We start from the raw sequence: 26,282 nt of genomic DNA on the forward strand, positions 1-26,282 counted from the left end.
TTCGCCGGCCGCTTTTTTCGCTGGCCGCTTTTTTCTTTTTGCTAGCCGCTTGTCTTGCCGAGCAGTTCCTGGGCCCTGGCCACGTGTTCGGATTCGACGAGGACGTCGTACTTGTCGGCTACCAGCCCGCTCTCCGAGACGAAGTCCCGGCGGCCGCCGTGCACCGAGTGCGAGATCAGGCCGTAGATCGCTCCGGCGATCAGCCCCCACAGCAGGCCCCACAGCAGCAGGCCGACCATGGCCGAGGGCCTGGGCGCGAAGAAGATCCCCAGGAACAGGCCGATGAGCACACCGAACCAGGCTCCGGACGCGGCGCCCAACCCGGCGGCGCGCAGGTACGTCATGCGCGAGACCACCCGCTCGATCGAGCGCAGTCCCACGCCTACGATGAGCGTTCCCTGTACGGGGAACCCGTGGTCGGACAGGAAGTCCACGGCCTTCTCGGCCTCGGCGTACGTCGGATAACTGGCGACCGGGACCCGGTTCGCGGTGATCGGGCCCGGGGATGCTAGAGACACGGCTCCTCCTCGCGTTCAGGCGGGATATCTCTGCGTACGCTTACGAGTGCGTACGCTTTCGAGGCTTCACCGGGCATCCGTCCGCCACATCCCCCAGATGTGTAGTCATCACCGTCTGCGCGGTCATACGGGCTCAGGCTCCTGCCACGCCGGACGGGCCGGTCTCGATCTTTTCCTGCGACACCACGAGGCGTACGAGCTCGATGCGGGAGTTGATCTGCAGCTTGCGGTAGACGTGCCGCAGGTGGAAGGCCACCGTGTGCACGCTGATGAAGGTCTGCTCGGCGATCCGCCGGTTGGTCCATCCGTCGGCGACGAGCAGTGAGATGTTCCGCTCGGTCTCGGTGAGGCTGTCCCAGCCGGAGACCGGCCGCTCGGCGTAGCTCCAGTGGCGGTGACGGACGCCCATGCCGCGCAGCCGCTTACGGACGCGCGCCGAATCCCTGACGGAGCCGAGGTCCTGGTAGATCTCGAGGGCGCGATCCAGGTTGCCGGCCGCTTCCTCGTGCCGCCCGGCCGCGACGAGCGCCATGCCGAGGTCCTCCACGGCCGAGGCCCGCCCCCACGTGTCGTCCGTCCGCTCGGCGGCCTGGGTGAGGGCGTCGCAGTCGCCGTCGAGCAGGCCACGGGCGTGCGCGGCCGAGGCGACCAGCGCGGCGAACTCCGGGTTGCCCTTGCTGAGCGCCTCCACGGTGGCCACGACCGCCTCGGCTGCCGGACGGTCGTCGGCGGCCAGGGCGACGCGGACCATCCACGCACCCGCCGTAGGGTCCACGGCGAGCATCGAACGCAGCCGGCCGAGTGGCGTGGGGAGGTCCGCGAGCCCGGGTGGGGCGGGAGAGTCCTGCCCACGCGGGACGGGAGAGTCCGCGAGTCCGCGTGGCGCGCGAAGATCCGCCTGCCCGCGTGCAGCGGGAAGGGCCGTGAGCAGCGTCATCGCGCTCAGCGGTCCGTCGCGTACCTCGGCGACCTGTGCCGTCAGCAGGGTGTGGCGTGGATGGCCGTCGAGTGGGCCGCCTGTTGCGTCCGCGACGTACCGTGACGCCGCGCGCAGGTCGCCGCGCCGTAGCGCGACGGTGGCGAGGACGGCGTTGGCCACCGTGGCGGGCAGTGGGGTGCCCAAGGTGGTGGCCAGGTCCAGGGCTCTCTCCGCCTCGGTGACGGCGTCGGCGAAACGGCCCGCGGCGAGCTCGGCCCGCGCCTCCAGAGCGGAGGCGTACGCGGTCCAGGTCAGGTGGCCGTCGGCGGACATGTCCGCACGGGCCTCCCGGAGGATGGCGCGGGCCTCGTCGAGCCGGTGGATGTCCATGAGCAGCGCGGCGGAGACGAGCAGGGATTCGTAGCGATGCACGGGCGAGTCGTCCGTCCCGGCCGGCCGCTCGTCCGTGACGGCCAGCCGCCGGGCATCCTCGGCGAACGCCAGTGCCTCGGAGAGCCGGCCCTCCTCCCACTCGGCGACCGCGAGCGTGACCAAGGCCGCGACCGTGGCCACCGGACCGTGCCGGGCGCCGCCTTCCAGGACCTCGTACGCGTACTCCTGGGCGGATGTGCCCGACCCCCGCAGGCGCGTCAGGGCGTACAGCCGGACCAGGACCGCCCGGTCGCGCACGTGGCCGGGCAGATCGGGCACGGCCAGCACCGTCTCGGCCAGCCGCAGGGCTTCCTCGATCCGGCCGGTCAGATACATGATGTCCGACAGGAGGCAGCGCAGTTCGGCCGCGTCGTCCGCCGGGTCGCGATCGGCCAGGCCCTCGTTGACCAGCCGCTCGGCCTCCTGCAGCCGCCCCCCCGCGATCGCCGTGTCGATGACGGCGACCAGGTGGCCGGGGCTGCGGCCAGGGTCGGGGCCATGGCTGGAACTGTGGCCGGGGCCGGGGCCGGGGCCGGAGACGTCCGGCGACCGACTCGCCGGTCCGGCGTAGATGCCCGGTGGCAGGCTTGCCGGCCCGGCGTTGACATCCGATGGCCGACTCGAAGGTCCGGCGTGGACATCCGGAGGCCGGCTCGCCGGTTCGGCGTGGGTGCGGACGCCGAGTTGGTCCAGCAGCGCGTGCCGTACCGGTTGCGGGACTCGCGTGGCGACCACGAACCTGACCAGTTCGTGGCGGAAGGTGAGGCCCTGTGGGGTGGCGGCCAGGATGCCCGCCGCCATGCACTCCTCGACCAGCGGAAGCAGGGCGGCCGGTGTGGTGCCCAGCAGTGACGTGGCCTGTTCCGGCGAGAAGGACCGGCCCAGCACGGCGACGGTCTCCACCAGATTCCTGGCACCCGTGCTGAGCGCCTCGATCCAGTGGCGGACGACCATGCGCAGCCGGTGGGGAACGTATCCATGCGGCAGGACGGCTCCGGCTCCCAGCCGCCCTTCGTCCCGGAGACCGGCGAGCAGCTCGCTGATCAGCAGCGGATTGCCGCCGGCGCCGTCCGCCAGTGCCAGCAGGGCCGGCTCGGGTGACGCCCCGAGCGTCTGCGTCATCAGCCCGACGACCGCCTCCGGCGAGAGCGGCGTGAGCTCGACTCTGGCGGCTCCTTCTCGCTCCAGGAGATCGAACAGGAAGGCGGCCTGGCCCTGTTCCACTGCGGTGGATCGGCTCAGCAGCCAGCCGATGGGCCGGGACGCGAGCACGTGGTGCAGGGCGCGCAGCACCATCAGCGTCATCGGGTCCGCCCAGTGCAGGTCGTCGAGCACGACCAGCACCGGTCCCGTGGCCCGTTCCTCGAGGCCGGATCTCAGGCGTTCGAGGGTACGCGCCCGCGAGTCGCCGGGATCACCGCCGGCGGCGGGCTCGAAGCGCAGGTCGAGAGCCTGGTACAGCATTCCGCAAGGGATCAGCTCGCCCAGCTCCCCCGGGCCGCCCTGGAGCACGCTGATGTGGCGCTCGCCCGCGGCGCGGGCGGCTTCGGTGAGTAGGCGGGTCCGGCCTGCCCCCGGTTCGCCGTCCACCAGCAGCGTCCCGGCCGCGCCCCCCTCTATCGTGCGCAGCAGGCTCTCGACACAGTGCCATTCCCGATCGCGTTCCCACATTCGCATCCCCCAATTCCTGGCTTTCCGGACGGGAGGTGACAAATCTCATGCCGGGGGAGATTTTTCCCTCTTGACCCAGACTTACACAAGAACCCATGATAAGTGGCCATGCGACGTAGAACCATCCCGTTACTCTGCGCCACCCTGCTGCTCGCACCGTTCACCCCCTTCGTTCCAGCCGCCATGGCCGGTGCGAAGGCCGCACAGCTCTGGGTCGAGAGTCCACAGAAGACCGTCTACCGCACGACGACGGTCCCGCAGATTCCGAGCACCTCCATCGATCTCGTGGCCGCCCGCGGTGAGTACGAGAGCGCGCAGATCGCCGTGCGCGCGAAAGAACGGCTGTGTATCGAGCGCGTACGGTTCGGCAACCTGACCGCGGGCGGCAAGCGGCCGATCGCGGGAGCCAACCTGAGCTACCACTTCGTCGCCTACAAGGACGACAGCAAGGTCGCGGCGAACCCGTTCTTCCCCGACCGTGAGGGCAACCTGCTCTATCCCGAGTCGGCCATGCCGGACCCGCTGTCCAACGACCAGGCGACCTGGGTCGAGGCCGGCCAGACTCAGCCCGTCTTCGTGACCGGCTTCGTGCCCCGCGGCACGGCGCCCGGCACCTATCGCGGTACGGCGACGGTCGAGACGACTCGCGGCACCTACCCGGTCCCGATCCAGGTCAATGTGAGCAACGTCGAGGTCCCCACGATCGACAAGTCACCGTTCACCAATTACCACTGGACGATGACGAACGGCTTCACCTGGGACGGCTTGAGCTGGAACGGTGCGGCCAGCCAGGCCTACGACGTCGGCAAGTATTACTACGGTGTCGAGACCTACAGCGACGCGTGGTTCCGCCTCATGGACGAGTTCGCCCGCAAGCTCGCCGAATATCGCACCAACATGGTCTGGCTCCGCACCGACCTGTTCCTGCAGTCCACCGGCACGGAGCTGTCGGACTTCGTCAAGGGAATCCCGGGCGACATCGACTGGACGAACTTCGACCGCTACGTCGAGACGTTCAAGCGGCGCGGGATCACCAACTTCGCCAACCAGCATCTCGTTCACGCGCTGAACAAGATGCCGGACAACGAGAAGCCTGACGACAGCTGGAACACCAAGCTGCCGGACAGTCTGCCGGTCACCGACGCCTTCCTGACGAACTATCTGACCGCGCTGTACAAGCACCTGAAGAGCAAGGGCTACACGAACGGCCTGACGTGGTATCAGCACATCAGTGACGAGCCCATCACCGCCAACCAGCGCAACCTCTGGACCTATGTCGCGCGCAAGATCAAGCAGATCAATGCCGATATCGGCGCCGATTTCCGCACCATGGACGCCGATCCCGATGGCATCCTGCTCGACGACAGGACCAAGCCCTATGTCGACACCTGGGTTCCGCTGACACCGGCGTTCGAGCGCAAGAAGGCCGGCTACAAGGCACAACAGGCCGCGGGTCAGGACCTGTGGGTCTACACGTGCGAGGTCAACACTCCCCCGTGGCTCAACCGCTTCTGGACGCAGCCGACGATGACCGGCCGCATGCTGTTCTGGGACCTCGAGCGTGAGGGCGTGCAGGGTCATCTGCACTGGGCGTGGAACGCGTGGTACGTGGGTCCCTGGAAGGGCGACTCCTATATCGTCTATCCCGACAAGGCCAACTTGACGGTGAAGAGCAGCGTGCGCCTCGAGGCGCAGCGCGACGGTCTTGAGGACTACGAGCTGCTCTACATCCTGAAGAAGCGCGACCCGGCCTTGGCCCAGCGGATCGTCGACAGCGCGATCAGCCCGGAGGACCCGCGGCGCTACACGCTCGACCCGGCCTATCTCGACGCTCTGCACGGCTACCTCGTGCGGGCGGCCGCGGGCGAGCCTGTCGGCGCCGTTCCCCAGCCGACCAGCCCCTACGAGGGCCAGGACGTCCCGAACACCTTCCTGGTCGACAACACCGACAGCGGCATCGGCTACTCCGCCGGCTGGGCGCCGCGGCAGCGGCAGTCCGCGTACCTCGGCAGCGTGCACATCGGCAAGAGCGCCGGTGACAAGGCGACCTACGAGTTCGAGGGCACCGGTATCGACGCGTTCTTCGAGAAGAACACGACGACCGGAAAGGTGTCCGTGTCGGTCGACGGTGGGCCGGCCACGGTGCTCGATCTCTACGAGGCGGTCCAGTACGACCGCTTCACCGCGTATCAGAAGACCGGGTTGAGACCGGGCAAGCACCAGATCCAGCTCACCAACCTGGAGAACAGAGAGGTGCGGCTCGACGGATTCCGTGTGCGACTCGCGCCCGGGCAGCAGCACTTCGACGCGACGTTGAAGGATCTCAAGCTCACCAACGTCTCGGAATTCTCCTTCGAGGGATATCGCGGTGACTACACGCTGCTCGTCAACGAGGGCAAGAGCACAGTCGGCCTGACCCCGACGCTGACCGACGCCGGCGGCACGATCACCGTCGACGGCAGCCCGGTCGCCAACGGTGCGAGCGTCGACGTCAACGTGGCGAACGGCAAGAACAAGGTCGAGATCCGCACGCTGGCAAGCGATGGCAAGACCGCGAAGACCTATGCGCTCACGCTGGTGAAGGGCGCGGTGAACACGGCGGAGGCCAACATCGCCCGAAGCTATTCGGCGGTATCCGCTTCGGCCGCCCGCGATGGCGACGGCGGCGTGCAATACGGCCCGCAGAAGATGGTCGACGGCGAATACGGCACGATGTTCGCCGCCAAGCAGGGCTACACCGACGCGAATCCGTTCCCGCACGAGATCGTGCTGGACTGGAAGGAGCCGAAGGCGTTCAACACGCTCGTCGTCGCGACCCGTGGTGGCATTCCGCAGGGCCTGACCGATGTGGACGTCGAGGTCTCGGCCAACGGCACCGACTGGACGACCGCGGTGCGGGGCGCCGCGTTCCGGTGGACGCACGACGATGACGACGGAGTCATGGAGTATTCGGCCGCCGATCTTCCCGACCTGCAAGGCGTCAGGAAGCTACGCCTGAAGATCAACGATGCGAACTACACCCGCTGGAGCATGTACGCCGTCTATGAGCTGGAGCTCTACAACCTGCCGGCCATCCGTTCGGCGACGAACGGTCAGCCCAGGTAGCCGCCGTCTAGCACGCCGGTGAGCAAGCAGATTCGCGCCCGTCGCCTTGGTCAGGCGACGGGCGCCATCCGCGGCACCGCGACAGCGATGATCCTCAAGCGGATGGCTTGGGCAGGGGAGCGTCGAAGTCGTAGAGGCGGGCGTCGACGTGATCGAGCGCGCGCCGTACCGCACCCAGGACCACGGCCTGCTCCCCCAGGTCGGAGATCACCACCACGGGGGGTTCGAGGCAGAACGGGTCCAGGTGCCGGCGCACCGGCTCAAGCAGCACGTTGCCCGAGCGCGAGACGCCGCCACCGATCACCACCAGTTCGGGATCCACGGTCAGCACCAACGCGGCGATGCCTTCGGCCAGGTCGCGCGCGTACTGATCGACCGCCCACTGAGCGGCCGGGTCGCCGGACCTGGCCACGGCGAAGACCTGGGCGGCGGCGTCCTGTGGCGCCGTGCCGGGCGGCAGACCCTGAAAACCGGTCAGATGGACGGGCGCGCGGTGCCAGCCGATCAGCGGCAGCGCGCCGATCTCGCCCGCGCCGCCCTTGGCTCCTTTGAGCAGCTTGCCGTCCACCAGGATGCCCGCGCCGGTGCGCACGCCGGACAGCACGAACACCAGGTCGTCGATGTCGCGGGCCTGGCCGCGCCAACGCTCGGCGAGCGCGGCCAGGTTGCAGTCGTTCTCCACCAGTACGGGGCAGTCGAAGCTCGCCCGCAACTCACCCGCCAGATCGAGGCCGGTCCACTCGGGCAGGCCGACCGACAGTTTCACCACGCCCTCGGGGGTCACCACGCCAGTGGTGCCCGCGCAGACGGCGGCGACGCTGTCGGCGGTCAGCCCGGCGGCCGCCAAGGCGCCCGCGATCGCCCTCCTGAGGCCGGCCAGGCGCTCGGCACGACCGGCGGCGGCGGCGGTCCGCTCGTCGTGCGCGGCCACGACCGTGCCGTCCAGATCGGCGACGCAGGCCCTGAGCGTGTAGGAGCCGATGTCGATCCCGAGCACGTGACCACCCGTCGCGTGGAAGGCGAACAACCTGGCCGGCCGCCCCATCTGGCCGCTCTCCGGCGGCAGTTCCCTGAGCCAGCCCGCGCCCAGCAACTCCTCGACCAGGCCCTCCACGGTCGGCCTGGACAGCGCGGCCTCCTTGGCGAGGTCGGTCAGCCCGAGCGGCCCCCGCGCCCGGACCGTGCGGAGCGTCGTCACGAGATTGATCCGGCGAAGCCGCGAGGTGTCGCCGCCGCGGATAGTCATGCTTGCCCCCTTGACAGATGCTATGCGGCAGAAATAAAAACATCCTTCATTAGTAAGTCTCACTATAGGGGATGCGAATGGTCACTCTTGCCGTGATTGGAGCGGGCCTGCGCGGCGCAGGTTACGCGAGGCTGGCGCGCGAAGCCGGGTCGGCCGAGGTCGTGGCCGTCGCCGAGCCCGACCCGGCCAGGCGGGCGGAGTTCGCGGCCGAGCACGGCATCGCGGCCGAACGCGTCTTCGCCGACTGGCGGGACCTGCTGGCCGGAGAGCGGCTGGCCGACGCGGTGATCGTGGCCACGCAGGACCGCCTGCACCTTGAGCCCGCCGTACGCGCGGCCGATCTGGGCTACCACATCCTGCTGGAGAAGCCGATGGCCCCGACGGAAGAGGACGCCGCGGCCATCGCCGCGGCCGCCGACCGCAACGGCGTGATCCTGGCGGTCTGCCATGTGCTGCGCTACACGCCCTACACCACCAGGCTCAAGGAGCTCCTGGACGCGGGCAGGATCGGCCAGATCATGAACATCCAGCACCTGGAGCAGGTCGGCTGGTGGCACCAGGCACACTCCTTCGTGCGCGGGAATTGGCGGAACGAGGCCGAGTCGGCCCCGATGCTCCTCGCCAAAGCCTGCCATGATCTTGACTGGCTCGTGCACATCAAGGGCGAAGTGCCCGAGCGGGTCTCCTCCTTCGGCAAGCTGGCCCACTTCACCAAGGAGAACCAGCCCGCGAAGGCCGCCGAGCGATGCCTGGACTGCTCCATCGAACCCACCTGCCCCTACTCGGCCAAGCGGCTCTACATGGACTCCCTCGCCGATCCGAACCGGCACATCTGGCCACTCGGCGCGATCACCAGGGACTTCACCGAGGAGGGCGTGCTCACGGCCCTGCGCGAGGGCCCGTACGGCAGATGCGTCTACGCCTGCGACAACGACGTCGTCGACAGCCAGGTGGTGATCATGGAGTTCGCCGACGGCACGAGTGCCACCTGCACCATGACCGCCTTCGGCGCGCTCGAGCACAGGAAGACCAGGATCTTCGGCACGCGCGGCTCGATCGAGTGCGACGGCGAGACGCTGCGCGTGCACGACTTCCTCACCAATGAGGTGTCGGTGATCGACGCCCTCGCCGGAGCGGACGCCTCGGCCGCCTCCGGGCACGGAGGGGGTGACGGGGCGCTGCTGAAGGCGTTCTTCGCCGCCGTCCGCGACAACGACCCGGCCTTGGTCTCGACCAACGCGCAAACCAGCCTCGCCACCCACCGGGTGGTCTGGGCCGCGGAACAGGCCAGGCACACCCGTACCGTCGTCTCGATAGAAAAGGCCCCCCACCATGCGTAAATTGACGGCCGTCCTCCTGATCGGCGCCCTCGGCCTGGCCGCCTGTGGCAAGAAGAACAGCGGCGAACCCGCCCAGCAGTCGCTGTCGTACCGCTCGTCCTGGGGCGCGGCGGAACCCCAGTCGAAGATCATCAAGGCGATCTTCGACGACTTCGCCAAGGAGACGGGCACCAAGGTCGACGTGAAGTTCGTCGGCCGCACCGGCAACGAGAACCTCAACGCCGAGATGGCCTCCGGCCAAGGCCCCGACCTGTTCGACACCACCACCGGCGACATCGACACGCTGACCGCCCAGCAGATCATCGGCCCCATGGACGACGTGGAGAACGCGCAGGTCCCCGGCGAGGGTAAGACGGTCAAGGACGTGCTCCCCGAGCCGGTACGGCGGGCCTCCTCCGGCAAGAACGGCCTGGCCTACCTCCCGCACACGATCATCTCCACCGCCATCTGGTACGACGCGGCCAAGCACCCCGGGCTGAACCCGCAGACCTGGGAGGAGTTCATCGCCTTCCTCGACGAGTCCAAGAAGTCCGGCCGCACCCCGATCGGCCAGGACGGCACCATCGCCTTCTACAACGTCTTCTGGTTCTACAGCCTGCTGGTGGGCGCCAACGGCGCCGGGAGCCTCGCCGAGCTGGCCAAGGACCCGGCCAACTGGGACAAGCCCCAGGTGCTCGACACCGCGAAGAAGGTCGAACAACTCGCCAAGGGCGGCTACTTCCAGCGGGACTTCATGGCGACCAAGTTCCCCGCCGCGCAGAACGCCTGGGCGGCGGGCACGTACGACCTGAACCTCAACGGCACCTGGCTGGCCAGCGAGGTCCAGCCCCAGCTGGCTCCCGGCTTCAAGGTCGCCTCGTTCCAGGTACCCACCGGCGGCAAGAAGTCCATCGAGGTGGGCACCCTCGGCTGGGGCGTGAACGCCAAGGGCAAGAACGTCGCCACGGCCAAGAGGTTCCTGGCCTTCGCGCTGCAGAAGAAGTACATGGAGCAGTTCTCGACCGTGGCGCTGAACATCTCCTCGCGCGGCGACGTGCCCGCGCCCGCGAACATGGCCAACGTGCAGAAGGCGGTGCTGGAGGCCAAGGAGACGCACCTGAGCTACGACTACGCGGGCGCCGACAAGACCTGGTGGGGCGACATGTTCCTGCCGCTGAACGACAAGCTCCTCTCCGGCAAGATCGACGCGACCACGTTCGTCCGCGAGGGCAAGAAGCGCACCGCCGAGCACCTGGCGACTGGATGAAAACCTATGAACGGGCCTTCTGGCCCTTTCTGCTGCCCGCGCTCCTGATCTACACGTTGCTGTTCGTCGCACCCTCGCTGTTCGGGATCTGGGTCGGCTTCACCAAATGGTCGGGGCCCGGCTCGGAGATGACCTGGCGCGGGCTGGACAACTACATGGCGCTGCTGCACAACGACGTCTTCGTCACGGCCTTCACCAACACCTTCGTGATGGCGGTCGTCGGCGGCGTCCTGATCTTCGGCGCCACGTTCCTCGCCATGGTCGTGCTCAGGCAGCTCAAGGGGCGGGCCTTCATCCGGGCCGTCGTCTTCCTGCCGATGGTCATTTCGATCATCGCGATCGGCGCGGCGGTGGGCTTCCTGCTCAACCCCGAGGGCGCGGTCAACACCGTGCTGGAGTGGATCGGCCTGGACCCGCGGCCCTGGCTCGGCCCCGACATGGTGTTCCGCTGCGTCGTGGGCGGGCTGGTCTGGTCGAGCACCGGCTTCTACGTCGCGCTGATGATGTCGGCGGCCGACGCCATCCCGACGCATGTGTACGAGGACGCCCAGCTCATCGGGGCCACCAAATGGGAGCAGTTCCGGCACATCACGCTGCCGTTGACCTGGGACGTCCTCGCCGTGGCCGCCGTACTCTGGGTGGTCGGCAGCCTGAAGATCTTCGACATCGTGCTGGCCTTCACCACCGCGGGAACCGCCGCCGCGCCGCCGATCCCCGCCCGCACGATCGCGGTGCAGCAGTACATCGTGGTGAAGGGCGCCGGCCTGCCGGATCTGGGAAGCGCGGCCGCCATGGGCGTGATGACGCTCCTCGTGACGGCCGTACTGATCGTGCTGACCCGGCGCATCACCAGACGTGAGCGAGTGGAGCTGTCATGAGACGTCTGATCGGGGACATCCTGCTGCCCCGGGCCACGGCGATCGCGTTGTGGGTCTGGGTGGCCTTCAACCTCGCCCTGATCGGGTGGGTGGGCATCCAGTCGCTGAAGGACTCGGGCGAGGTGTGGCTGCATCCGTTCGGCCTGCCGAAGAGCCTGCGCTGGGACAACTTCAGTTCGGCGTGGCAGGCGGCGGAATTCTCCGCCGCGGCCATGAACAGCGTGGTGCTGACCCTTCTCGGGTCCGTGCTGATCGTGGTGGTGTCCGCCCCCGCCGCCTATGTGCTGGCCCGCTCAAGCCGGCGCGTCGCCGGCCCCGCGATCAGCTACTTCGCGATAGGGCTGAGCATCCCGATCCAGACGATCCTGGTGCCGATCGTGGTGATCAAGCTGTCGGTCTACACCTTCATGGAGGATTGGGTCACCGGCTGGTGGGACAACCGCATCACCTTGCTGGTCTTCCAGGTGGCGCTGTCGGTGCCCTTCGCGGTGTTCGTGCTCACCGGGTACATGCGCTCGCTGCCGCACGAGATCGAGGAGGCGGCCGAGATCGACGGCGCCGGCCCGCTCCGCGCGTTCGTTCAGGTCATCATGCCCGTGGCCAAGCCGGGCTTGACGACCGTGTTCGTGCTCAACGTCATGGGCCTGTGGAACGAGACCCTGCTGGCCCTGCTGATCGCTCCTCTCCCCGAGGAACGCAACCTGCCCGCCGCGCTCCTCGGTCTGTACAGCAGCATGCAGTACAGCTCCGACTGGGGCGGCATGTTCGCGGGCATCGTGATCCTGGTCTACCCCATGATCGTGCTCTACCTCTGGCTGGGCCGCCGCATCGTCGACGGCATGACCGCCGGAATCAGCAGGTGATCGGCGAGATGCGTGACTTCTCCGTCGATGGCGGCTCATTCCGGCTGGACGGCGCGGAGTACAGGGTGCTGTCGGGCGCGGTGCACTACTTCCGCGTGCACCCCGAGCAGTGGAAGCACCGGCTGGCCATGGTGCACGCGATGGGCCTCAACACGGTCGAGACCTACGTGCCGTGGAACCTGCACGAGCCGCGGCCGGGAGACTTCCGCCGCCTGGACGATCTCGGCGCGTTCCTCGACGCGGCGGCGGCCGAAGGACTCCTGGCGATCGTGCGGCCCGGGCCGTACATCTGCGCCGAATGGGACAACGGTGGGCTGCCCACCTGGCTGACCGGTGCCCTTCGCACCAGCGACCCCGGCTACCTGGCCCACGTCGACCGCTACTTCGACCGGCTGATCCCGCGGGTGGCCGAGCGCCAGGTCACCCGGGGCGGCAACGTGATCATGCTCCAGGTGGAGAACGAGTACGGCTCCTACGGCAGCGACCACGCCTACCTGCGCCACCTGGCGGACGGCCTGATCAGCCGCGGCATCGAAGTGCCCCTGTGTACGTCCGACGGGCCGGCCGACCACTACTTGACCGGTGGCACGATCGACGGCGTGCTGGCCACGGTGAACTTCGGCTCCGAGCCCGAGCGGGCCTTCGCCACGCTGCGCGCCCACCGGCCGGGCGACCCGCTGTTCTGCATGGAGTTCTGGTGCGGCTGGTTCGACCACTGGGGGCACGAACACGTCACCCGTGACCCGCGGGACGTCGCGGACGTCCTGGAACGGATCCTGGCCGCGGGAGCGTCGGTGAACCTGTACATGGCGCACGGCGGCACCAGCTTCGGCACCTGGGCGGGCGCCAACCGCACCGGGGACGACAGCGCCGGCCCATGGCGGCCCACGGTGACCTCCTACGACTACGACGCGCCCATCGACGAGCGCGGCGCGCCCACCGAGAAGTACTGGCGGCTCCGGGACGTGCTCTCCCGCTACAGCGGCGAGCTCCCCGACGTGCCACCCGTACCCGCCACGCTGCCGCCCGCCACGCTACGCCCCGCCCATTCGGTGCCGCTGCGCGAGGCACTGGAGGCCATCGCGCGGCCGGAGACCACCGCGCCGATGCCGCCGACGTTCGAGGACCTGGGGTTGGAGCACGGCTTGGTCCTGTACCGGGCGACCGTTCCCGGTCCGCGCGGACCGTACCCGCTCACCCTGCGCGAGGTACGCGACCGCGCGCACGTCTTCGTCGACGGCCGCCTCGCGGGCGTCGTCGAGCGGGACGCCGATCCTCCCGCGCTGCTCGCGGCCGGGCACGCCGCCCTGGAGATCCTCGTGGAATCGATGGGACGGACCAACTACGGTCCGCTGCTCGGCGAGCGCAAGGGCATCCTCGGCGGTGTCCTGCACCACCACCAATACGTGCACGGATATACGGCGCGGCCGATCCCGCTGGAGGACATATCACGGCTGAGATTCCAGCCGGGAGCGACGAGCGAGCCGCTCTCGTTCTTCCGCACCACGCTCGAGGTGGCCGAGCCCGCGGACGCGTTCCTGGCGCTGCCCGGCTGGGGCAAGGGATACGTCTGGATCAACGGCGTCCTGCTGGGCCGCTACTGGAAGCAAGGACCTCAGCAGACCCTGTACGTCCCGGCACCTCTCCTCGAAACGGGCACCAACGAGATCGTCCACCTGGAATTGGACCACGTGGGCTCCATGCTGCAGATTCGCGCCCGGCCTTCGCACAACGGCTCGACGTCGCCCGCCCGGTAGCCGGGCTCACCGCGGCAGGTCCTGGCGATGCACGCGCGGGTGGTGGAACGTCCGCGGCTCCTAGACGCGGCGTCGGTCGCCGCGGAAGGCCCCGAGCTCGGCCGGGCGGCGGCCGGTGACGACGTAGTCGGCCATCGCCCGGCCGCTCGCCGGAGCGAGTGTGATGCCGAGCATCCCGTGCCCGGTGGCCGCGTAGGCGTTGGGGGTGCCGGGGACCCGGTCGAGCACCGGCAAACCGTCAGGAAGCATGGGCCGCCCGCCCACCCAGGGGTCGCGGATGAGCGCCATCAGGTCGTCGGGGGTGTCGTACCACGGGCCGAGGTAGTCGCGGCTGGCGCGGGCGATGGCCACCACGCGCCGCCAGTCGAGGCGCCGGTTGTTGCCGCTGAGCTCCATCGTCCCGGCGATGCGGGTGCTGCCCGCGATGGGTGAGACCGCGACGTGCTTGTCCCCGAGGTACATGGGGTGCTCCGGGGCGGGGTCGAGGTCGACCGAGAAGCTGTAGCCCTTGCCCGCCTGGAGCGGCATCCGCATTCCGAGGCCGCGCAGCAGGTCCGCCGACCAGGACCCGGCGGCCACCACCACGGCGGAGCAGTCGAGATCGCCCTCGGGCAGGCGCAGCGCGGCCACCTGACCGCCGCGCCTGCGGAATCCCCGCACGGCCGCGTGCTCGGTGATGCTCACCCCGGACTTGCGCAGGTGGGCGGCGAGCGACTCGACGAAGGCCGTCGGGTCGAGCACGCCCTCCCCCCGCACGCGGTAGCCCGACGTGACCTTGCCACCGAGCGCGGGATCGAGGTCCAGCAGGTCCCGGCCGGTGAGGATCTCGTCGGGTACGTCGTACCCCGCCCATGTCATGGCACGCTGGGTGCGGTGGAAGCGCGTGGCCTCCTCCATCGAGAGGAACGCGTGTACCAGGCCGGGTCTGGTCAGGGTCGTGTCGACCCCGGCCGCCGCCAGCTCTCCGTAGCGCTCGAAGGCGGGCTCGGCGAAACGGGCGACGGCGGCGTAGCCCCGCTCGAACGCCTCCTTGGTGCTGCTCCGCCGGAACTTCAGCAGCCAGCGGGCGAACGCCAGCGTCGGCTGTGGCCGTACGTACAGCGGAGAGTCAGGGCGGCCGATCGAGGCGACGGCGTACCGGACGACACCGGGCGCGGGCACCGGCGCGGAGTGGCTCAGGCAGACCCAGCCCGCGTTGCCCCGTGAGGAGCCGCCGCCGACGGGGCCCCGGTCGACGACGTGCACCTCCGCGCCCTGCCGCCGCAGGTAGAAGGCCGTGCAGAGGCCGACGGCGCCGCCGCCGATCACGACCACGGGCGGCGCGCTCACCGTACCGGCCCATAGGAGGCGAGGAAGGCTTTCGTCCGCGCCTCGCGCGGGTCGTCGAGCACCTTCTGCGGCGGTCCTTCCTCCACGACGCGGCCCCGGTCGAGGAAGGCCACCCAGTCGGAGATCTCCCTGGCGAAGGGCACCTCGTGGGTGACGATCAGCATGGTCATGCCGTCGTCGGCCAGGGTGCGCATGACGCGCAGCACCTCGCCGGTCGACTCGGGGTCGAGGGCCGAGGTGGGTTCGTCGAACAGCAGCACCGCGGGCTTGAGCGCGAGCGCCCTGGCGATGGCGACCCGCTGCTGCTCGCCGCCGGACATCTGCTCGGGGAAGGCGAGCGCGCGGTGCGACAGTCCTACCCTGCGCAGGAGCTGTACGGCCGTCGCCACCGCCTCGTCCTCGCCGACGCCGGCCGCCTTCATCTGCGCGAGCACCACGTTCTCCACCGCTGTCAGGTGCGGGAAGAGATGGAAGCGCTGGAAGACCATGCCGACGCGCTGGCGCAGCCTGGCCAGGTCGCCGCCCGCCGGGTGGACCCGTTCGCCGGCCAGCTCGATGATGCCGCCGTCGGGCCGTTCCAGCAGGTTGACGCAGCGCAGCAGGGTGCTCTTGCCACCGCCGCTCTGGCCCAGGATGCTCACGATGTCGCCCGGCCGTACCTCCAGGCTGACCTCATCGAGCACCCGGCGGTCGTCGAAGGACTTGATCAGCCCGTCGATCCTCACGAGCGGTGTCATGAACCCTCCAGCAGCGCGCGGGCCTTGCGCAGGCGGCGACGCCTGCCCATGAGCAGCGGCGATCCCGCCCTGACCCGCCGTTCCAGCCAGAGCAACGCCTGCGACAGCGGATAGCAGAGCGCGAAGTAGATCGCCGCGATGACGAGGTAGACCTCCAGCGCCCTGAAGGTGTCCGACGTGATGAGCTGCGCCTGGGTCATGAGCTCGGCCGCCGAGATCGTCACCAGCAGCGAGGTGGACTTCAGCAGGTCCACCAGCATCGTGTTGGTGCCGGGCAGGGCGAGCCTGAGCGCCTGCGGGAAGATCACGTGGGCGAACGTGCCGAGCGTGCTCATGCCCAGAGCCTGGGCGCTCTCCCGCTGGCCGCCGTCCACCCCGGCCAGCGCGGACCGGAAGATCTCCGACAGGTAGGCGGCGTAGAAGACCACCAGGCTGAGCGCGCCCGCCTCGATCGCGCCCAGCCGCACGCCGATCGAGGTCAGCCCGAAGTAGGTGACGAAGATGATCGCCAGCAGCGGGACGTTCTTAAAGACTTCGGTATAGATCGAGGCGGGCAGCCGCACCAGGCGCGATCCGCTCAGCCGCATGAGCGCGAGAAGCAGCCCGAGCACGACCGCTCCCGCGAAGCCCAGCACCGCGTACTCCACGGTGCGCAGCAACCCCTGCAGGAGCGCGTCGGTGTAGTCGGACCAGGGAACCTTGAACACGTCGCGCCTCCGTTACAGGCTGGGCGGCTGCCAGTCGGCCGGGCGATCGACGCCGCGCCGCTGCTGGGCCATCCACGGTGAGGGCTTGAGGAACTGCTGGGCGTCGCCGCCGTACTTCTTGATCAGCGCGGCCATCTCGCCGCTGGCGTACATGCCTCTGATCGCCTGGGAGACGGCCTGCTCCAGCTTGGGCTCCTCCTTGGGGATGTAGAAACTGGTCATGTACGGCCGCAGATACTCGTACGCCGCCTGCTTCTTGACCTCCTCATCGGTCGGGGCGGTGAGGTATCGGGTGCTGAACCGCATGTCAGGGCGCTTCTGCTGGGTATAGATGATCAGCAGCGGATCGAGGAAGCCCACCTGGATACGGCCGGCGGACAGGTCGTTGAACACGCCCTGCGCGTCGGGGTAGGCGTGCAGCTTGGCGCCGGGGATGGCCTGGATCGACTTCACCCAGACGTAGCCGGTCACGGTGCCGAGCGGGAGTCCTTCGAGGTTCGCGACCGTGGCGTACTGCTGGTCGCCGTGCACCGCCATCGCCGGCGGCGAGTAGTAGGGCGGGTCGGTGAACAGGCCCTGGGTCTGCCGCTCCTTCGTCCACGCGATACCGCCGATGGAGATGTCGACCCTGCGGGCCTGCACGTTGCCGAGCATCCCGCTGAAGTCGGTGACCTGAGGTTCGAGCCTCAGGTTCAGCTTCTTCGCGACGGCCTGGAGGATCTCGCTGTCGATGCCCACGAGGTCCTGGCCGCGGACCGCGGTGTAGGGCATGTACGGCTGGACGGCGACCTTGAGCACGCCCGGTTCGAGAGTGTTGTAGGAGTTAGCGGAAGGTTTGTCGGATCCACACCCTACAAGGATGTTAATCGCGATCAATGCGACTATAACGCCGCTTTTCCGACTCATGGCGACCTCTTTCCGATATGTCCCCCAGAACTCGTATTGCGCCCACCGTAGACGAGCTTCATTCGAGCGTCATTGGACGATAAATTCATAGTTAGCGGGATATTTCGGTTCTTTGTCGTACGATTCGCACGATGGAGGTGGCGCGCATGTCACAACCCTGGCCACCGGTCCTCACGCCCACCCTCGCCCAGGGGATCGCCGGCGACACCAGCGAGATCATCGGCTTCAACGTGCTGATCACCGATCCGGACGGCCTGGTCATCGGCAGCGGCGACACCCGCCGCATCGGCTCCTTCCATGAGGCGTCGGTGGAGGTCATGCGGACCCTGAAGTCCGCGGCGCACTCCGCGGAACAGGCCCGCCGGTTGCAGGGGGTACGGCCCGGCATCACGCTGCCGATCATCATCGACGGCAGGGCGCTGGGCACGGTCGGCATCACCGGCCCGGGTCCAGCGCTTCGGGCTGGTGGTCAAGCGGCAGACGGAGATCATGCTGCAGGAGTCGATGCGGCTGCGCTCCAGGTTGTTGCTGGAGCGGACGGTGGAGGACCTGCTCCGCGACATCGCGCGGTTCGACCCGGATGTGGTCAACCCCGAAGATCTCGTCGCGCGGGCCGGCGAACTCGGCTACGACCTGCGGGCCGAGCGGACCGCGGTGATCGTCGACGTCGGGGAGGGAGCGCCGAGCCACGACGGATCAGGCGTCCGCTCGATGCTGCTCCGTGCCATCCGCGAGACGTTCTCCGGCTCCCAGGACCTCGTCGCCGCGATGACCTCCAGCCGTTTCGCCGCGCTCCCCCGCCGGCCCGCCGGCACCGGCCTCCGATCTCTCTGCCTGCCGCTCGCCGGCCACATCCGCCAGCGGATCGGGCTGCGGGTCGGGATCGGCCTCGGCGTCGCCGCCGACTCGGTCCCCGGACTGCACGACTCCTACGAGGACGCGGCCACGGCGCTGCGCCTCGGGCCGCGCGTCCACGCCGACGCCCAGGTCCACTCCATCGGCGACCTGCGCGTCCACCAGTTGCTGGCCGCCGCGCCGCGCAGGGCGCGCTCGCGCTTCGCCGGCGTCTCCACCGCCGGGCTGAGAGCCCGCCCCGACTGGCCGATGCTGCGCCAGACCGTCATCGCGTACTGCGAGAGCGGCTTCAACCTGGTCCGGGCCGCGGCCGTCCTGAACATCCACCGCAACACACTGCTCTACCGCCTGGACAAGATCTCCCAGCTGTCAGGCCGGCCGGCGGACGATCACCGAGCCCGCCTGGCCCTGTACCTGGCCTGTGTGGCCGACCAGATAGAACCCTGAGCGGGGCGGGATCACGTTTCCGCTCCGGCGGCCTTGCACGCCACCACGGCCCGCGTCTTGCGTATTTTTCCGGTTTATTGACGGAAAAATAGGGCGCCGACAGACTCTGCGGCATGCCCCAACCCCATGATCGTTTGTCGCGGCTCAGCCGGGCCCTCGGCCTCACCGTCCTGCTGTCCGGCCTGGTCATCGGCCCGCCGGCGGCGGCGCAAGCGCCGAGCACGTACGCCAACCCGGTGTCGGCGGGTGTGGTCGACACCTTCCCCGACCCGACGATGATCCACGGCAAGGACGGGTTCTGGTACGCCTACGGCACCCAGAACCCGGTGTTCAACAGCAAGGGCGAGGACGGCGAGCGGATCCTGCCGATCCTGCGGTCCAAGGACATGGTGCGCTGGGAGTACGCCGGGCAGGTCTTCACCCCGGAGACCCAGCCCGCCTGGCACAACTCGGCGCGACTCTGGGCGCCGGACGTCAGGTACATCAACGGCAAGTACTACCTCTACTATTCGGTGTCCTCCAACGGGGGTGATCTCGGGCTGGCGACGGCACCGACCCCGGCCGGGCCGTGGACCGACGCGGGTGACGTGTTGCCCTCCTCGACCACCTGCCCCACAGGCAACATCGACCAGGCGCAGTTCACCGACATCGACGGCACCCCGTACATGTACTGGGGAAGCTACGACGTCATCTGCGTCGCGAAGATGAACGCCGACGCCACCCGCGTCGAAGGCGCGGCGACCCAGGTGGCCAGGGGGCGCCGGATGGAGGGCGCGTACGTCGTCCGGCATGACGCCTTCTACTACCTCTTCTACTCCGACGCCGGCTGCTGCCAGGGCGCCTACAGCGGTTACCAGGTCAAGGTCGGCCGGGCCACCACCCCGTCGGGCCCGTTCGTGGACGACGAGGGCGTCAACCTGATGGACCTGACCAGCAAGGGCGCCATCGTGGTCGGCGCCAACGGCAACCGCTGGGCCGGCCCGGGACACAGCGGCTTCCAGACCGACCTGTCCGGCCAGGACTGGCTCGTCTACCACGGCATCTCGACGGCCGACCCCGACTTCCCGCCGATCGGCGGCGGGCGGCTCGCGGGCCTGAGCAAGCGCCCGCTGCTGATCGACCGGCTGGACTGGATCGACGGCTGGCCGGTGGTACGCGCCGGAGCCGGACCGTCCGAAGGCGCCCAGCCCGCGCCGGTGGCCTCCTTCGCCGCCGGCGGCACGTTCAACGACGGCTCCCTGACCGGCTGGCGGGCCGAGGGCGGCTGGTCGGTGCGGACCGATCAGGACGCGCGGGGGTACGCGAGCCACGCCGGAAGCGCCACCGCGTACCTGGTCTCTGCGAAGAAGGCCCCCACCGCCGACGTACGGGCGCAGGCGGACCTGCGCGTCACCGCCGGCGCCGTCGGCCTCACCCTCGCCTATGCCAACCGCGAGAACAACGTCGTGGCCTGGCTGGACCGGGACAGCCGCGCGCTGGTCACCGACGTGGTGATCGGCGGCAGGAGCCGCGGCAGGTCGGTGACGGCGCTGCCGGCCGGGTTCGACTTCGGCACCTGGCACAACGTGGTGGCCGAGCTGCGCGGTACCGAACTGAGGGTCAAGGTGAGCGCCGACCAGCTCGGTGACCCGGCCGCCGAGCAGACCCGCCGCCTGCCGGAGGCCGCGGCCCGTCACGGCTCGGTCGGCGCGGTCGCGCGCGGCGGCGGCGCCGATGCCGACAACGTCGGTGCCGCGAAGCTGTACACCCCCGTCACCGAGCGGGTGCCCGACCCCGAGCCGGGCCCGTTGCTGCCCGCCTACAGCGACGATTTCGACGGCGACGCCGTCCCCGGCTCGCCGTGGCAGTGGGTACGCGGCCCGGCGGCCGGCGTCACCATGACTGGCGGCGCGCTGTCCTGGCCGACCCAGAACGCCGAGCTGTACCAAGGCACCAACACCGCCTCGGTGCTGCTGCGGGACGCGCCGGAGGGCGACTACACGGTGGAGACGAAGATCGACTTCGCGCCTGCGCAAGCGGGCCAGCAGGCCGGGATCCTGCTGTACGAGAATGACGACCGGTACTTCAAGATGGTGCACTCGGTGGTCCCGCTACAGCGGGGCAACGGGGCGGTGGTCCAGCTCAGCGAGTTCGCCAAGGAAGGGGAGCGGCCGACGACCATCCCGCCGACCGCGGTCTTCAACGGCCCGATGTTCGGTGGCCCGACCGCTGACACGATGTGGCTGCGGCTGTCCCACCACGCCGACACCACGCACGGCGAGACCGAGGTGCGCGCGGCGACCAGCAGGGACGGCGAGCACTGGGTCCACAACGGCGTGTGGACGCTGCCGGCCAAGGAGCGGCTCAAGATCGGGCTGGTCTCGATGAACAAGTCAGGTGCCGTGGCCCGGTTCGACTACGTCAGGACTTATCGCGACTGATCCCACTCAACCGGTACGGGCCCGGTGCAGCCGATGGGGCTGCACCGGGCCCTGCCTGCTAGGCCCGCTCAGCCAGCTCCACCACGGCCCGGATCAGCTCGTGCCCGTTCAGCATGACCGGATCGTTGTGTCCGACCCTCATCACCTCGACGAGCCGCAGGGCGCCGTGCGGGTTCATCAGGCGAGGGGCGGACTCAGTTGACGGTCACCCTGATCTCCGCGAACTCGTTGGCGGAGCTGGAGATCTTCACCCCCCACGCACCGCTGCTCACCGCCTTGGCCTTGATCAGGTATCTGCCCTTGCCCTTGGTGACGCTCTTGCGGTTGGTGCCGGATCCCTTGAAGAGCAGCTCGGCCGTCTCGTTGTTGAGCGTGCTCCAGGGGTCGTTGACGCTGTCGCGCTTCTGTACCGTGCCGGTGTGCCGGACGGTGGTGTTCTTCGGGACCGACTGGCCGCTGACCGTGTGAGATACCTGGTAGAGACCCTTCTTCTCCACCTCCGAGTGCTGCTGGGCGCTGCGCGAGCCGCGCAGCGCCTCGGCGTCGGCGGACAGACCGCTCCCCGTGCCGGGCCTCCCGGAGCTGGGTGTGCCGGAGCCGGGGAATTCCGCCCGCCAGAAGCCGGAGTTCTGGGCGATGACGACCGCCCTGAACTCCCCGTCCTCCCCTGTTTCCGTACGGGTGATCTCGGTCCACGCGAACTCCTGGTCGGCGCGGAACTCCAGCAGGATCAGCCGACCGCCGGGTCTCGCGTCGTCTGCTCGCAGGACCCCGGTGAAGGTCAGCTCGTCGCCCTCGGGCACCGGATCGGGCGCCAGGCTGAACGCGTCGATCCGCGTCACCGCGCCCGCCTGGTCGTCGGTCGCCACCGTGAAGGTGTCCTCCACGGCGTCACCGCGCGCGCCGGCCCGCGCCCGCCAGACCCCCACGGTCTTCACCACGGCCTCCGCCCGCCACAGGTCGCCGAACTCGCCGCTCTCGACGTGTTCGAACGCGAGCCTCTCCCGCTCCCCGCCGGGGCCGTACAGGAGGCCGTCGAGGCGGCGTACGCCGGCGGTCGCGACCTCGACGACCAGCGGCGCTCTGGAGATCACCGGGGCCGGCGTGATGTCCATCGACTCGATGATCCCGTCGTCGCGCAGCAGCTTCCACAGGATCGTCCGCGGGGTGGTCCTCGGGGTCGCCATGATCAGCACACCTCTCTGAAGGGGATCTCGGGTATGAACCTGTCCCACTCGGCCGGGGTCAGGTCGGCGTCCGCGCGGGCGCAGATCCGGGCCACGGCCAAGGCCGGGTCGACGGGGATGGCGTAGATGGTGCCGTCCGCCGCGATGCTGTGCAGTTGCCGGCCGTCGGCGGAGAATCCCAGGGCCAGCACCCCGCCGGCGTGGGCCTTGAACGGATCGCCCAGAGAGGTACGGGCCGCCACGTCCCACAGCTGGACGCGGCCGCTGCTCCCACCGGTGGCCAGGATGGCGCCGCCCGGCTGGAAGGCGATCGCCATGACCGTGTCGAACTCGCCGCGCCCCGGCGCCAGCCGCCCCAGCTGACGGCGGCCGAGCCCGTCCCACAGGTCGACGCCGAGCTGCCGGAAGCCGACCGCGATCGTCGCGCCGTCCGGGGAGTAGGCCAGCGACCTCGCCCCGTCGACGCTGCCGCCGAACGGCCGATCGCGCAGGACGTTCCCGGCGGTGAGGTCGATGAGGGCGGCGTCGCTGCCGCCGATCGCCAGGGTCTTGCCGTCGGGCCGGAAGGCCATCGCGTCGAACCCGTCCCTCGGCAGGTCCGCGAGCCGCCGGTGACCGCTAAGGTCCCACAGCTCGGCCCGGCCCTCGGCGGGGGACACGGCCAGGGTCCGTCCGTCGGGGCTGAAGGCCAGGCCGTCGATGTACTGGCGGCCGCCGACCGGCAGCCGCGCGATCTCGGTCCGGCTCGCCACGTCCCACAAGGTCACCGTGGTCGTCCCGGCCGATCCGGCCGCTAGTGTCCGGCCGTCGGGACTGAACGCCAGGGCGTACGCGCCGTCGGCGTCGTCAGCGTTCTCGCCGTGGTCGGCGGCTGCGTCAGTGTCCTCGGCGTGGTCGGTGTGGCCGCTGTGGTCGGCGGCGGCGTCGGTGCCCTCTGTGTGGTCGGAGGCGTCGGCGGTGGGATGGTGATGGCCGAGTGTGCCCAGTGACCGGCCGGCGGCGACGTCCCACAGCACCAGGCCGCCGGGGGTCTGGAGCGCGGCGAGCCGTCCGGCGGGGTCGAACGCCGCGGCGGCGGCCGCGCCGACCGCATGGAAACCCGCCGTGAGGTCGAGCACCGCCATCGCGCCCCTGCCCAGCAGGTAGCTGAGCCGCGTGTGCCCGGCGTCGAGCCGGGCCGAGGGCATGCCGGAGGTGTCGGTCAGCGGGTAGTGCAGCGTCGGCTCGCCGGTCGCGACGTCCCAGACGGCGATGGCCGTACGGTCGTAGGAGATGAGCAGCCGCCCGTCCGCGCTGAAGGACAGCCAGGCGGCCGTGATGCCGTCGACGAGCGAGTCCGGACGGAACCGTCTGGTGGCCAGGTTCCACAGCCGGATCTCGCCGCCCGTGGCGATCGCGGCCGTGCCGGGCCCGAAGGCGACCGCGCCGCCCGTTCCCCCGATCCGGCGTCCCGAGCCGAGCTCCCACAGCTCGTAGCGGGCGTCGGTGAAGGTGGCGGCGGCGTAGCGGCCGTCGTCGGACAGGGTGATCCGGTCGATCCGTTCGTCCCGCGTGCCCATGACCAGCTTGCCGGTACGGGCGTCCCGGACCTCGCCCCTGCCCTCAGCCGTCGCCAGGCCCAGCAGCCGCCCGTCGCGGCTGAGCATCGCGCCGAGCGCGGTCCCGGCGATGCGTGGGCCCGCCCGGCCCGTCGCCACGTCCCAGACGCGGACGCCATCGGGGCCGCACACGGCGACCTTCGTCTGGTCGCCGCTCAGCGCGATCACGCGGACGCCCGTACCCACGCCGTCGAGCGTGCGGATCGTCCGGCCGGCCTCGCGCAGGGTCACCCGGCCCGCGTCGGCGACGGCCAGCACGCGGCCGTCGGCGCTGAGGTCGAAGCGCGCGTCCGCCCCGGCGGCGGGAGGTGGCAGCACGGTCAGCTCGCGCTGCGCCAGCGCGCTGTACAGCACGGCCCGCGCCTCCTGGACCGGCGCGATCCGCCAGGCCGCCACGCTCAGCAGCATGGCCTTGACGGGGTCGGAGGTCTGGAGCGACTCGGCGAGCATCGCGGTCTTGCGGGCCACCGCGATGTCCCGTTCCCGTACGGCCGCCGCCCGCTGTCCGGCGGCCACGCCCGTGGCGGCCAGCGCGACGACCAGCATGGCGGCCAGCGCCGCCATGACCTGCCGTCTGCGACGGGCCCGGACCCGGCTGTAGGCCAGGCCCGCCTCCAGGAAGGCGTTCTCGAGGAGGTTCAGCGTCACGTGCTGGCGGCCTGTCGCGGCCCAGCTCAGCGCGGCCTCCAGGGAGCCGCCCTGGTAGAGGTCGCCGGTACGGCGGCCGTGCGCGTCCCACCGCTGGGCCGCCTCGCCGAGTCTGCGGTGGATGCGCAGGCCCGCCCGGTCGGCGTCGATCCACCCGCGCATCCTCGGCCAGGCGCGCAGGAGGGCCGCGTTGGCCAGCGACACCGTGTCGCCGTCGCGTACCACCAGCTCGGCCCGGGTGAACCCGAGCAGCACCCGGTCCAGCCTGGGCGGGTCGACGACCCCGTCGTCGAGCTCGCCGGCCGGCACCTTGCGCAGCATGTCCTCGGCGCCCTCGCCGGGTGTGACCAGGCGCAGCATGATCTGCGGCACCACCGCCTGGTCGGTGCCGCGCAGCCGCCGGTAGATCTGCTCGGCCACCAGCTCCAAGGGGGGCTGCGCGAGCAGGGCGGGCGGCCTGATCACGTCGGCGGCCCGGCTGCCCTCGGCCAGCAACGCCCGCGTCCCACCGTCGTCGTCGCGCGGGACGACACCCCCGCCGCCTTCACGCGAGACGACATCCCCGCCACCTTCACGCGAGACGACATCCCCGCCACCTTCACGCGAGACGACATCCCGGCCACCGTCGCGTGAGACGACGTCCCGGCCGCCGACCAGGGCCAGCAGCAGGCTCCGGGAGCTGGGGCGCTCGCCCGGGTCCTTGGCGAGGGCCGCCGTGACCAGGGCGCGCAGCGGCTCGGCCAGCCCGGACACGTCGGGGGCGGCGGCGAGGATCTGGTGCAGCAGCCCCGCCAGGTTCTCGCCGGTGAACGGGTCCCGGCCGGTCGCCGCGTACAGGACGACGGCGCCCCACGCCCAGATGTCCACGGCCGGGCTCGCGCGCTGGCCGATGACACTCTCCGGGGCCATGAACGCCGGTGTCCCGGCGACCTGGCCGGTCGGGGTGAGCGACATCTCCGACGTTCTGGCGATCCCGAAGTCGATCACCCGCGGGCCGTCGGGGCCGATCAGGACGTTGTCGGGTTTCAGGTCGCGGTGGATCACCCCGGCCTCGTGGATCGCGGTCAGCGCGGTGGCGATGCCGGTGGCCAGCCGGTGCAGGTCGTCCGGCCGGTACGGCCCGGCGGTCGTGACCGCCCGGCGCAGGCTGGGGCCGCCGACGTACTCGCTGACGATGTACGGGCGGGGGTCGTCGAGCTCGACCGACAGCACCCGGGCCGTACAGAACGCCGACACCTGCCGGGTCGCCGCGGCCTCCTTGGCGAACCGGTCCCGCAGCTCGGCCCCGGCGCCGGGATGCAGCACCTTGATCGCCACCCGCTGCCCGGCGGGGTCGTAAGCCTCATAGACCACACCCTGGCCGCCCTCCCCCAGCCGGCCCGCGAGCCAGTATTCACCGAGCTGGCGCGGGTCGCCGGGAACAAGGGCGGGCATGTTCTCGATGGTGCAACGGCATCATCCCATCGAGAAGGG

At 70.0% G+C, this 26,282-nt stretch carries 17 protein-coding genes and 1 pseudogene; 9 read left to right on the plus strand and 9 right to left on the minus strand.

Translation table 11 applies throughout. The annotated features are described in order from the left end of the window. Positions 1-41: 41 nt before the first annotated feature. Both ACIBO2_RS34740 and ACIBO2_RS34745 read right to left on the minus strand, forming a co-directional pair. A complete protein-coding gene (locus tag ACIBO2_RS34740) occupies positions 42-518 on the minus strand; it encodes a general stress protein (protein ID WP_357954175.1) in 477 nt (158 codons plus the stop codon). A 133-nt stretch (positions 519-651) separates the two neighbouring features. Then, entirely contained in the window at positions 652-3,546 is a 2,895-nt protein-coding gene (locus ACIBO2_RS34745; protein WP_397302410.1) for an AAA family ATPase, read from the minus strand. Positions 3,547-3,648: 102 nt separating this feature from the next. On the opposite strand from ACIBO2_RS34745, the gene ACIBO2_RS34750 reads away from it, so the two are divergent. After that, positions 3,649-6,645, plus strand: a complete 2,997-nt coding sequence (locus ACIBO2_RS34750) for a glycoside hydrolase domain-containing protein (RefSeq protein WP_397302413.1) — start codon at positions 3,649-3,651, stop codon at positions 6,643-6,645. A gap of 94 nt (positions 6,646-6,739) precedes the next feature. On the opposite strand, the gene ACIBO2_RS34755 is transcribed toward ACIBO2_RS34750, so the two are convergent. Beyond that, positions 6,740-7,891, minus strand: a complete 1,152-nt coding sequence (locus ACIBO2_RS34755) for an ROK family protein (RefSeq protein WP_397302416.1) — start codon at positions 7,889-7,891, stop codon at positions 6,740-6,742. 77 nt (positions 7,892-7,968) lie between these two features. On the opposite strand from ACIBO2_RS34755, the gene ACIBO2_RS34760 reads away from it, so the two are divergent. Genes ACIBO2_RS34760 through ACIBO2_RS34780 form a run of 5 tightly spaced genes read left to right on the plus strand, consistent with a single transcriptional unit; the run spans position 7,969 to position 13,975 of the window. Beyond that, positions 7,969-9,231 carry a Gfo/Idh/MocA family protein gene (locus ACIBO2_RS34760; protein ID WP_397302419.1) on the plus strand — a complete coding sequence of 421 codons (1,263 nt, stop codon included), beginning with the start codon at positions 7,969-7,971 and terminating at the stop codon, positions 9,229-9,231. Continuing rightward, positions 9,224-10,477: an ABC transporter substrate-binding protein gene (locus tag ACIBO2_RS34765; protein ID WP_397302421.1), complete on the plus strand. Its 1,254-nt coding sequence runs from the start codon at positions 9,224-9,226 to the stop codon at positions 10,475-10,477. The genes ACIBO2_RS34760 and ACIBO2_RS34765 overlap by 8 nt, the downstream gene beginning before the upstream one ends. Beyond that, on the plus strand, positions 10,474-11,355 hold the full coding sequence (locus ACIBO2_RS34770) for a sugar ABC transporter permease (protein ID WP_358552284.1): 882 nt from the start codon (positions 10,474-10,476) through the stop codon (positions 11,353-11,355). Before ACIBO2_RS34765 ends, ACIBO2_RS34770 begins: the two co-directional genes overlap by 4 nt. Further along, positions 11,352-12,218, plus strand: a complete 867-nt coding sequence (locus ACIBO2_RS34775) for a carbohydrate ABC transporter permease (RefSeq protein WP_397302424.1) — start codon at positions 11,352-11,354, stop codon at positions 12,216-12,218. The genes ACIBO2_RS34770 and ACIBO2_RS34775 overlap by 4 nt, the downstream gene beginning before the upstream one ends. Positions 12,219-12,226: 8 nt before the next feature. After that, positions 12,227-13,975 carry a beta-galactosidase family protein gene (locus tag ACIBO2_RS34780; RefSeq protein WP_397302427.1) on the plus strand — a complete coding sequence of 583 codons (1,749 nt, stop codon included), beginning with the start codon at positions 12,227-12,229 and terminating at the stop codon, positions 13,973-13,975. A 60-nt stretch (positions 13,976-14,035) separates the two neighbouring features. Here ACIBO2_RS34780 and ACIBO2_RS34785 read toward each other — a convergent pair whose 3' ends face one another. From ACIBO2_RS34785 to ACIBO2_RS34800, 4 genes are read right to left on the minus strand one after another with little or no spacing between them, the layout of a single operon-like run. Continuing rightward, positions 14,036-15,304 (minus strand): NAD(P)/FAD-dependent oxidoreductase, encoded by a 1,269-nt coding sequence (locus ACIBO2_RS34785; protein WP_397302430.1) that lies wholly within the window; start codon positions 15,302-15,304, stop codon positions 14,036-14,038. Next, positions 15,301-16,041, minus strand: a complete 741-nt coding sequence (locus tag ACIBO2_RS34790; RefSeq protein ID WP_358552292.1) for an amino acid ABC transporter ATP-binding protein — start codon at positions 16,039-16,041, stop codon at positions 15,301-15,303. The genes ACIBO2_RS34785 and ACIBO2_RS34790 overlap by 4 nt, the downstream gene beginning before the upstream one ends. Next, positions 16,038-16,748 carry an amino acid ABC transporter permease gene (locus ACIBO2_RS34795; RefSeq protein WP_358552294.1) on the minus strand — a complete coding sequence of 237 codons (711 nt, stop codon included), beginning with the start codon at positions 16,746-16,748 and terminating at the stop codon, positions 16,038-16,040. Before ACIBO2_RS34795 ends, ACIBO2_RS34790 begins: the two co-directional genes overlap by 4 nt. A gap of 12 nt (positions 16,749-16,760) precedes the next feature. After that, the gene (locus ACIBO2_RS34800) at positions 16,761-17,546 is read right to left on the minus strand and encodes a substrate-binding periplasmic protein (RefSeq protein WP_397302433.1); all 786 of its coding nucleotides are present in this window, start codon (positions 17,544-17,546) and stop codon (positions 16,761-16,763) included. 254 nt (positions 17,547-17,800) lie between these two features. Here ACIBO2_RS34800 and ACIBO2_RS34805 point away from each other — a divergent pair. The 3 genes and pseudogenes from ACIBO2_RS34805 to ACIBO2_RS34815 all read left to right on the plus strand — a co-directional run. Continuing rightward, positions 17,801-18,055, plus strand: a pseudogene (locus ACIBO2_RS34805) (sugar diacid recognition domain-containing protein); the annotation flags it as partial. Positions 18,056-18,119: 64 nt separating this feature from the next. Next, complete coding sequence (locus tag ACIBO2_RS34810) at positions 18,120-18,956, plus strand: PucR family transcriptional regulator (RefSeq protein WP_397302436.1); 837 nt, start codon at positions 18,120-18,122, stop codon at positions 18,954-18,956. A 113-nt stretch (positions 18,957-19,069) separates the two neighbouring features. After that, positions 19,070-21,376: a family 43 glycosylhydrolase gene (locus tag ACIBO2_RS34815; protein WP_397302439.1), complete on the plus strand. Its 2,307-nt coding sequence runs from the start codon at positions 19,070-19,072 to the stop codon at positions 21,374-21,376. Between the two features lie 194 nt (positions 21,377-21,570). On the opposite strand, the gene ACIBO2_RS34820 is transcribed toward ACIBO2_RS34815, so the two are convergent. Further along, entirely contained in the window at positions 21,571-22,563 is a 993-nt protein-coding gene (locus ACIBO2_RS34820; protein ID WP_397302442.1) for a hypothetical protein, read from the minus strand. A 2-nt stretch (positions 22,564-22,565) separates the two neighbouring features. Then, complete coding sequence (locus ACIBO2_RS34825) at positions 22,566-26,243, minus strand: WD40 repeat domain-containing serine/threonine protein kinase (RefSeq protein ID WP_397302445.1); 3,678 nt, start codon at positions 26,241-26,243, stop codon at positions 22,566-22,568. Between the last annotated feature and the right edge of the window lie 39 nt (positions 26,244-26,282).

This window comes from Nonomuraea sp. NPDC050022 (genome assembly GCF_044460705.1).
Classification (GTDB): domain Bacteria; phylum Actinomycetota; class Actinomycetes; order Streptosporangiales; family Streptosporangiaceae; genus Nonomuraea.

What these genes read in the sequence shown, in the direction of transcription:
- ACIBO2_RS34755 (WP_397302416.1), bottom strand. Translation starts at nt 7,891, where the DNA reads ATGACTATCCGCGGCGGCGACACCTCGCGGCTTCGCCGGATCAATCTC.
- ACIBO2_RS34770 (WP_358552284.1), top strand. Translation starts at nt 10,474, where the DNA reads ATGAAAACCTATGAACGGGCCTTCTGGCCCTTTCTGCTGCCCGCGCTC.
- ACIBO2_RS34765 (WP_397302421.1), top strand. Translation starts at nt 9,224, where the DNA reads ATGCGTAAATTGACGGCCGTCCTCCTGATCGGCGCCCTCGGCCTGGCC.
- ACIBO2_RS34760 (WP_397302419.1), top strand. Translation starts at nt 7,969, where the DNA reads ATGGTCACTCTTGCCGTGATTGGAGCGGGCCTGCGCGGCGCAGGTTAC.
- ACIBO2_RS34750 (WP_397302413.1), top strand. Translation starts at nt 3,649, where the DNA reads ATGCGACGTAGAACCATCCCGTTACTCTGCGCCACCCTGCTGCTCGCA.
- ACIBO2_RS34790 (WP_358552292.1), bottom strand. Translation starts at nt 16,041, where the DNA reads ATGACACCGCTCGTGAGGATCGACGGGCTGATCAAGTCCTTCGACGAC.
- ACIBO2_RS34775 (WP_397302424.1), top strand. Translation starts at nt 11,352, where the DNA reads ATGAGACGTCTGATCGGGGACATCCTGCTGCCCCGGGCCACGGCGATC.
- ACIBO2_RS34825 (WP_397302445.1), bottom strand. Translation starts at nt 26,243, where the DNA reads ATGCCCGCCCTTGTTCCCGGCGACCCGCGCCAGCTCGGTGAATACTGG.
- ACIBO2_RS34780 (WP_397302427.1), top strand. Translation starts at nt 12,227, where the DNA reads ATGCGTGACTTCTCCGTCGATGGCGGCTCATTCCGGCTGGACGGCGCG.
- ACIBO2_RS34815 (WP_397302439.1), top strand. Translation starts at nt 19,070, where the DNA reads ATGCCCCAACCCCATGATCGTTTGTCGCGGCTCAGCCGGGCCCTCGGC.
- ACIBO2_RS34820 (WP_397302442.1), bottom strand. Translation starts at nt 22,563, where the DNA reads ATGGCGACCCCGAGGACCACCCCGCGGACGATCCTGTGGAAGCTGCTG.
- ACIBO2_RS34745 (WP_397302410.1), bottom strand. Translation starts at nt 3,546, where the DNA reads ATGCGAATGTGGGAACGCGATCGGGAATGGCACTGTGTCGAGAGCCTG.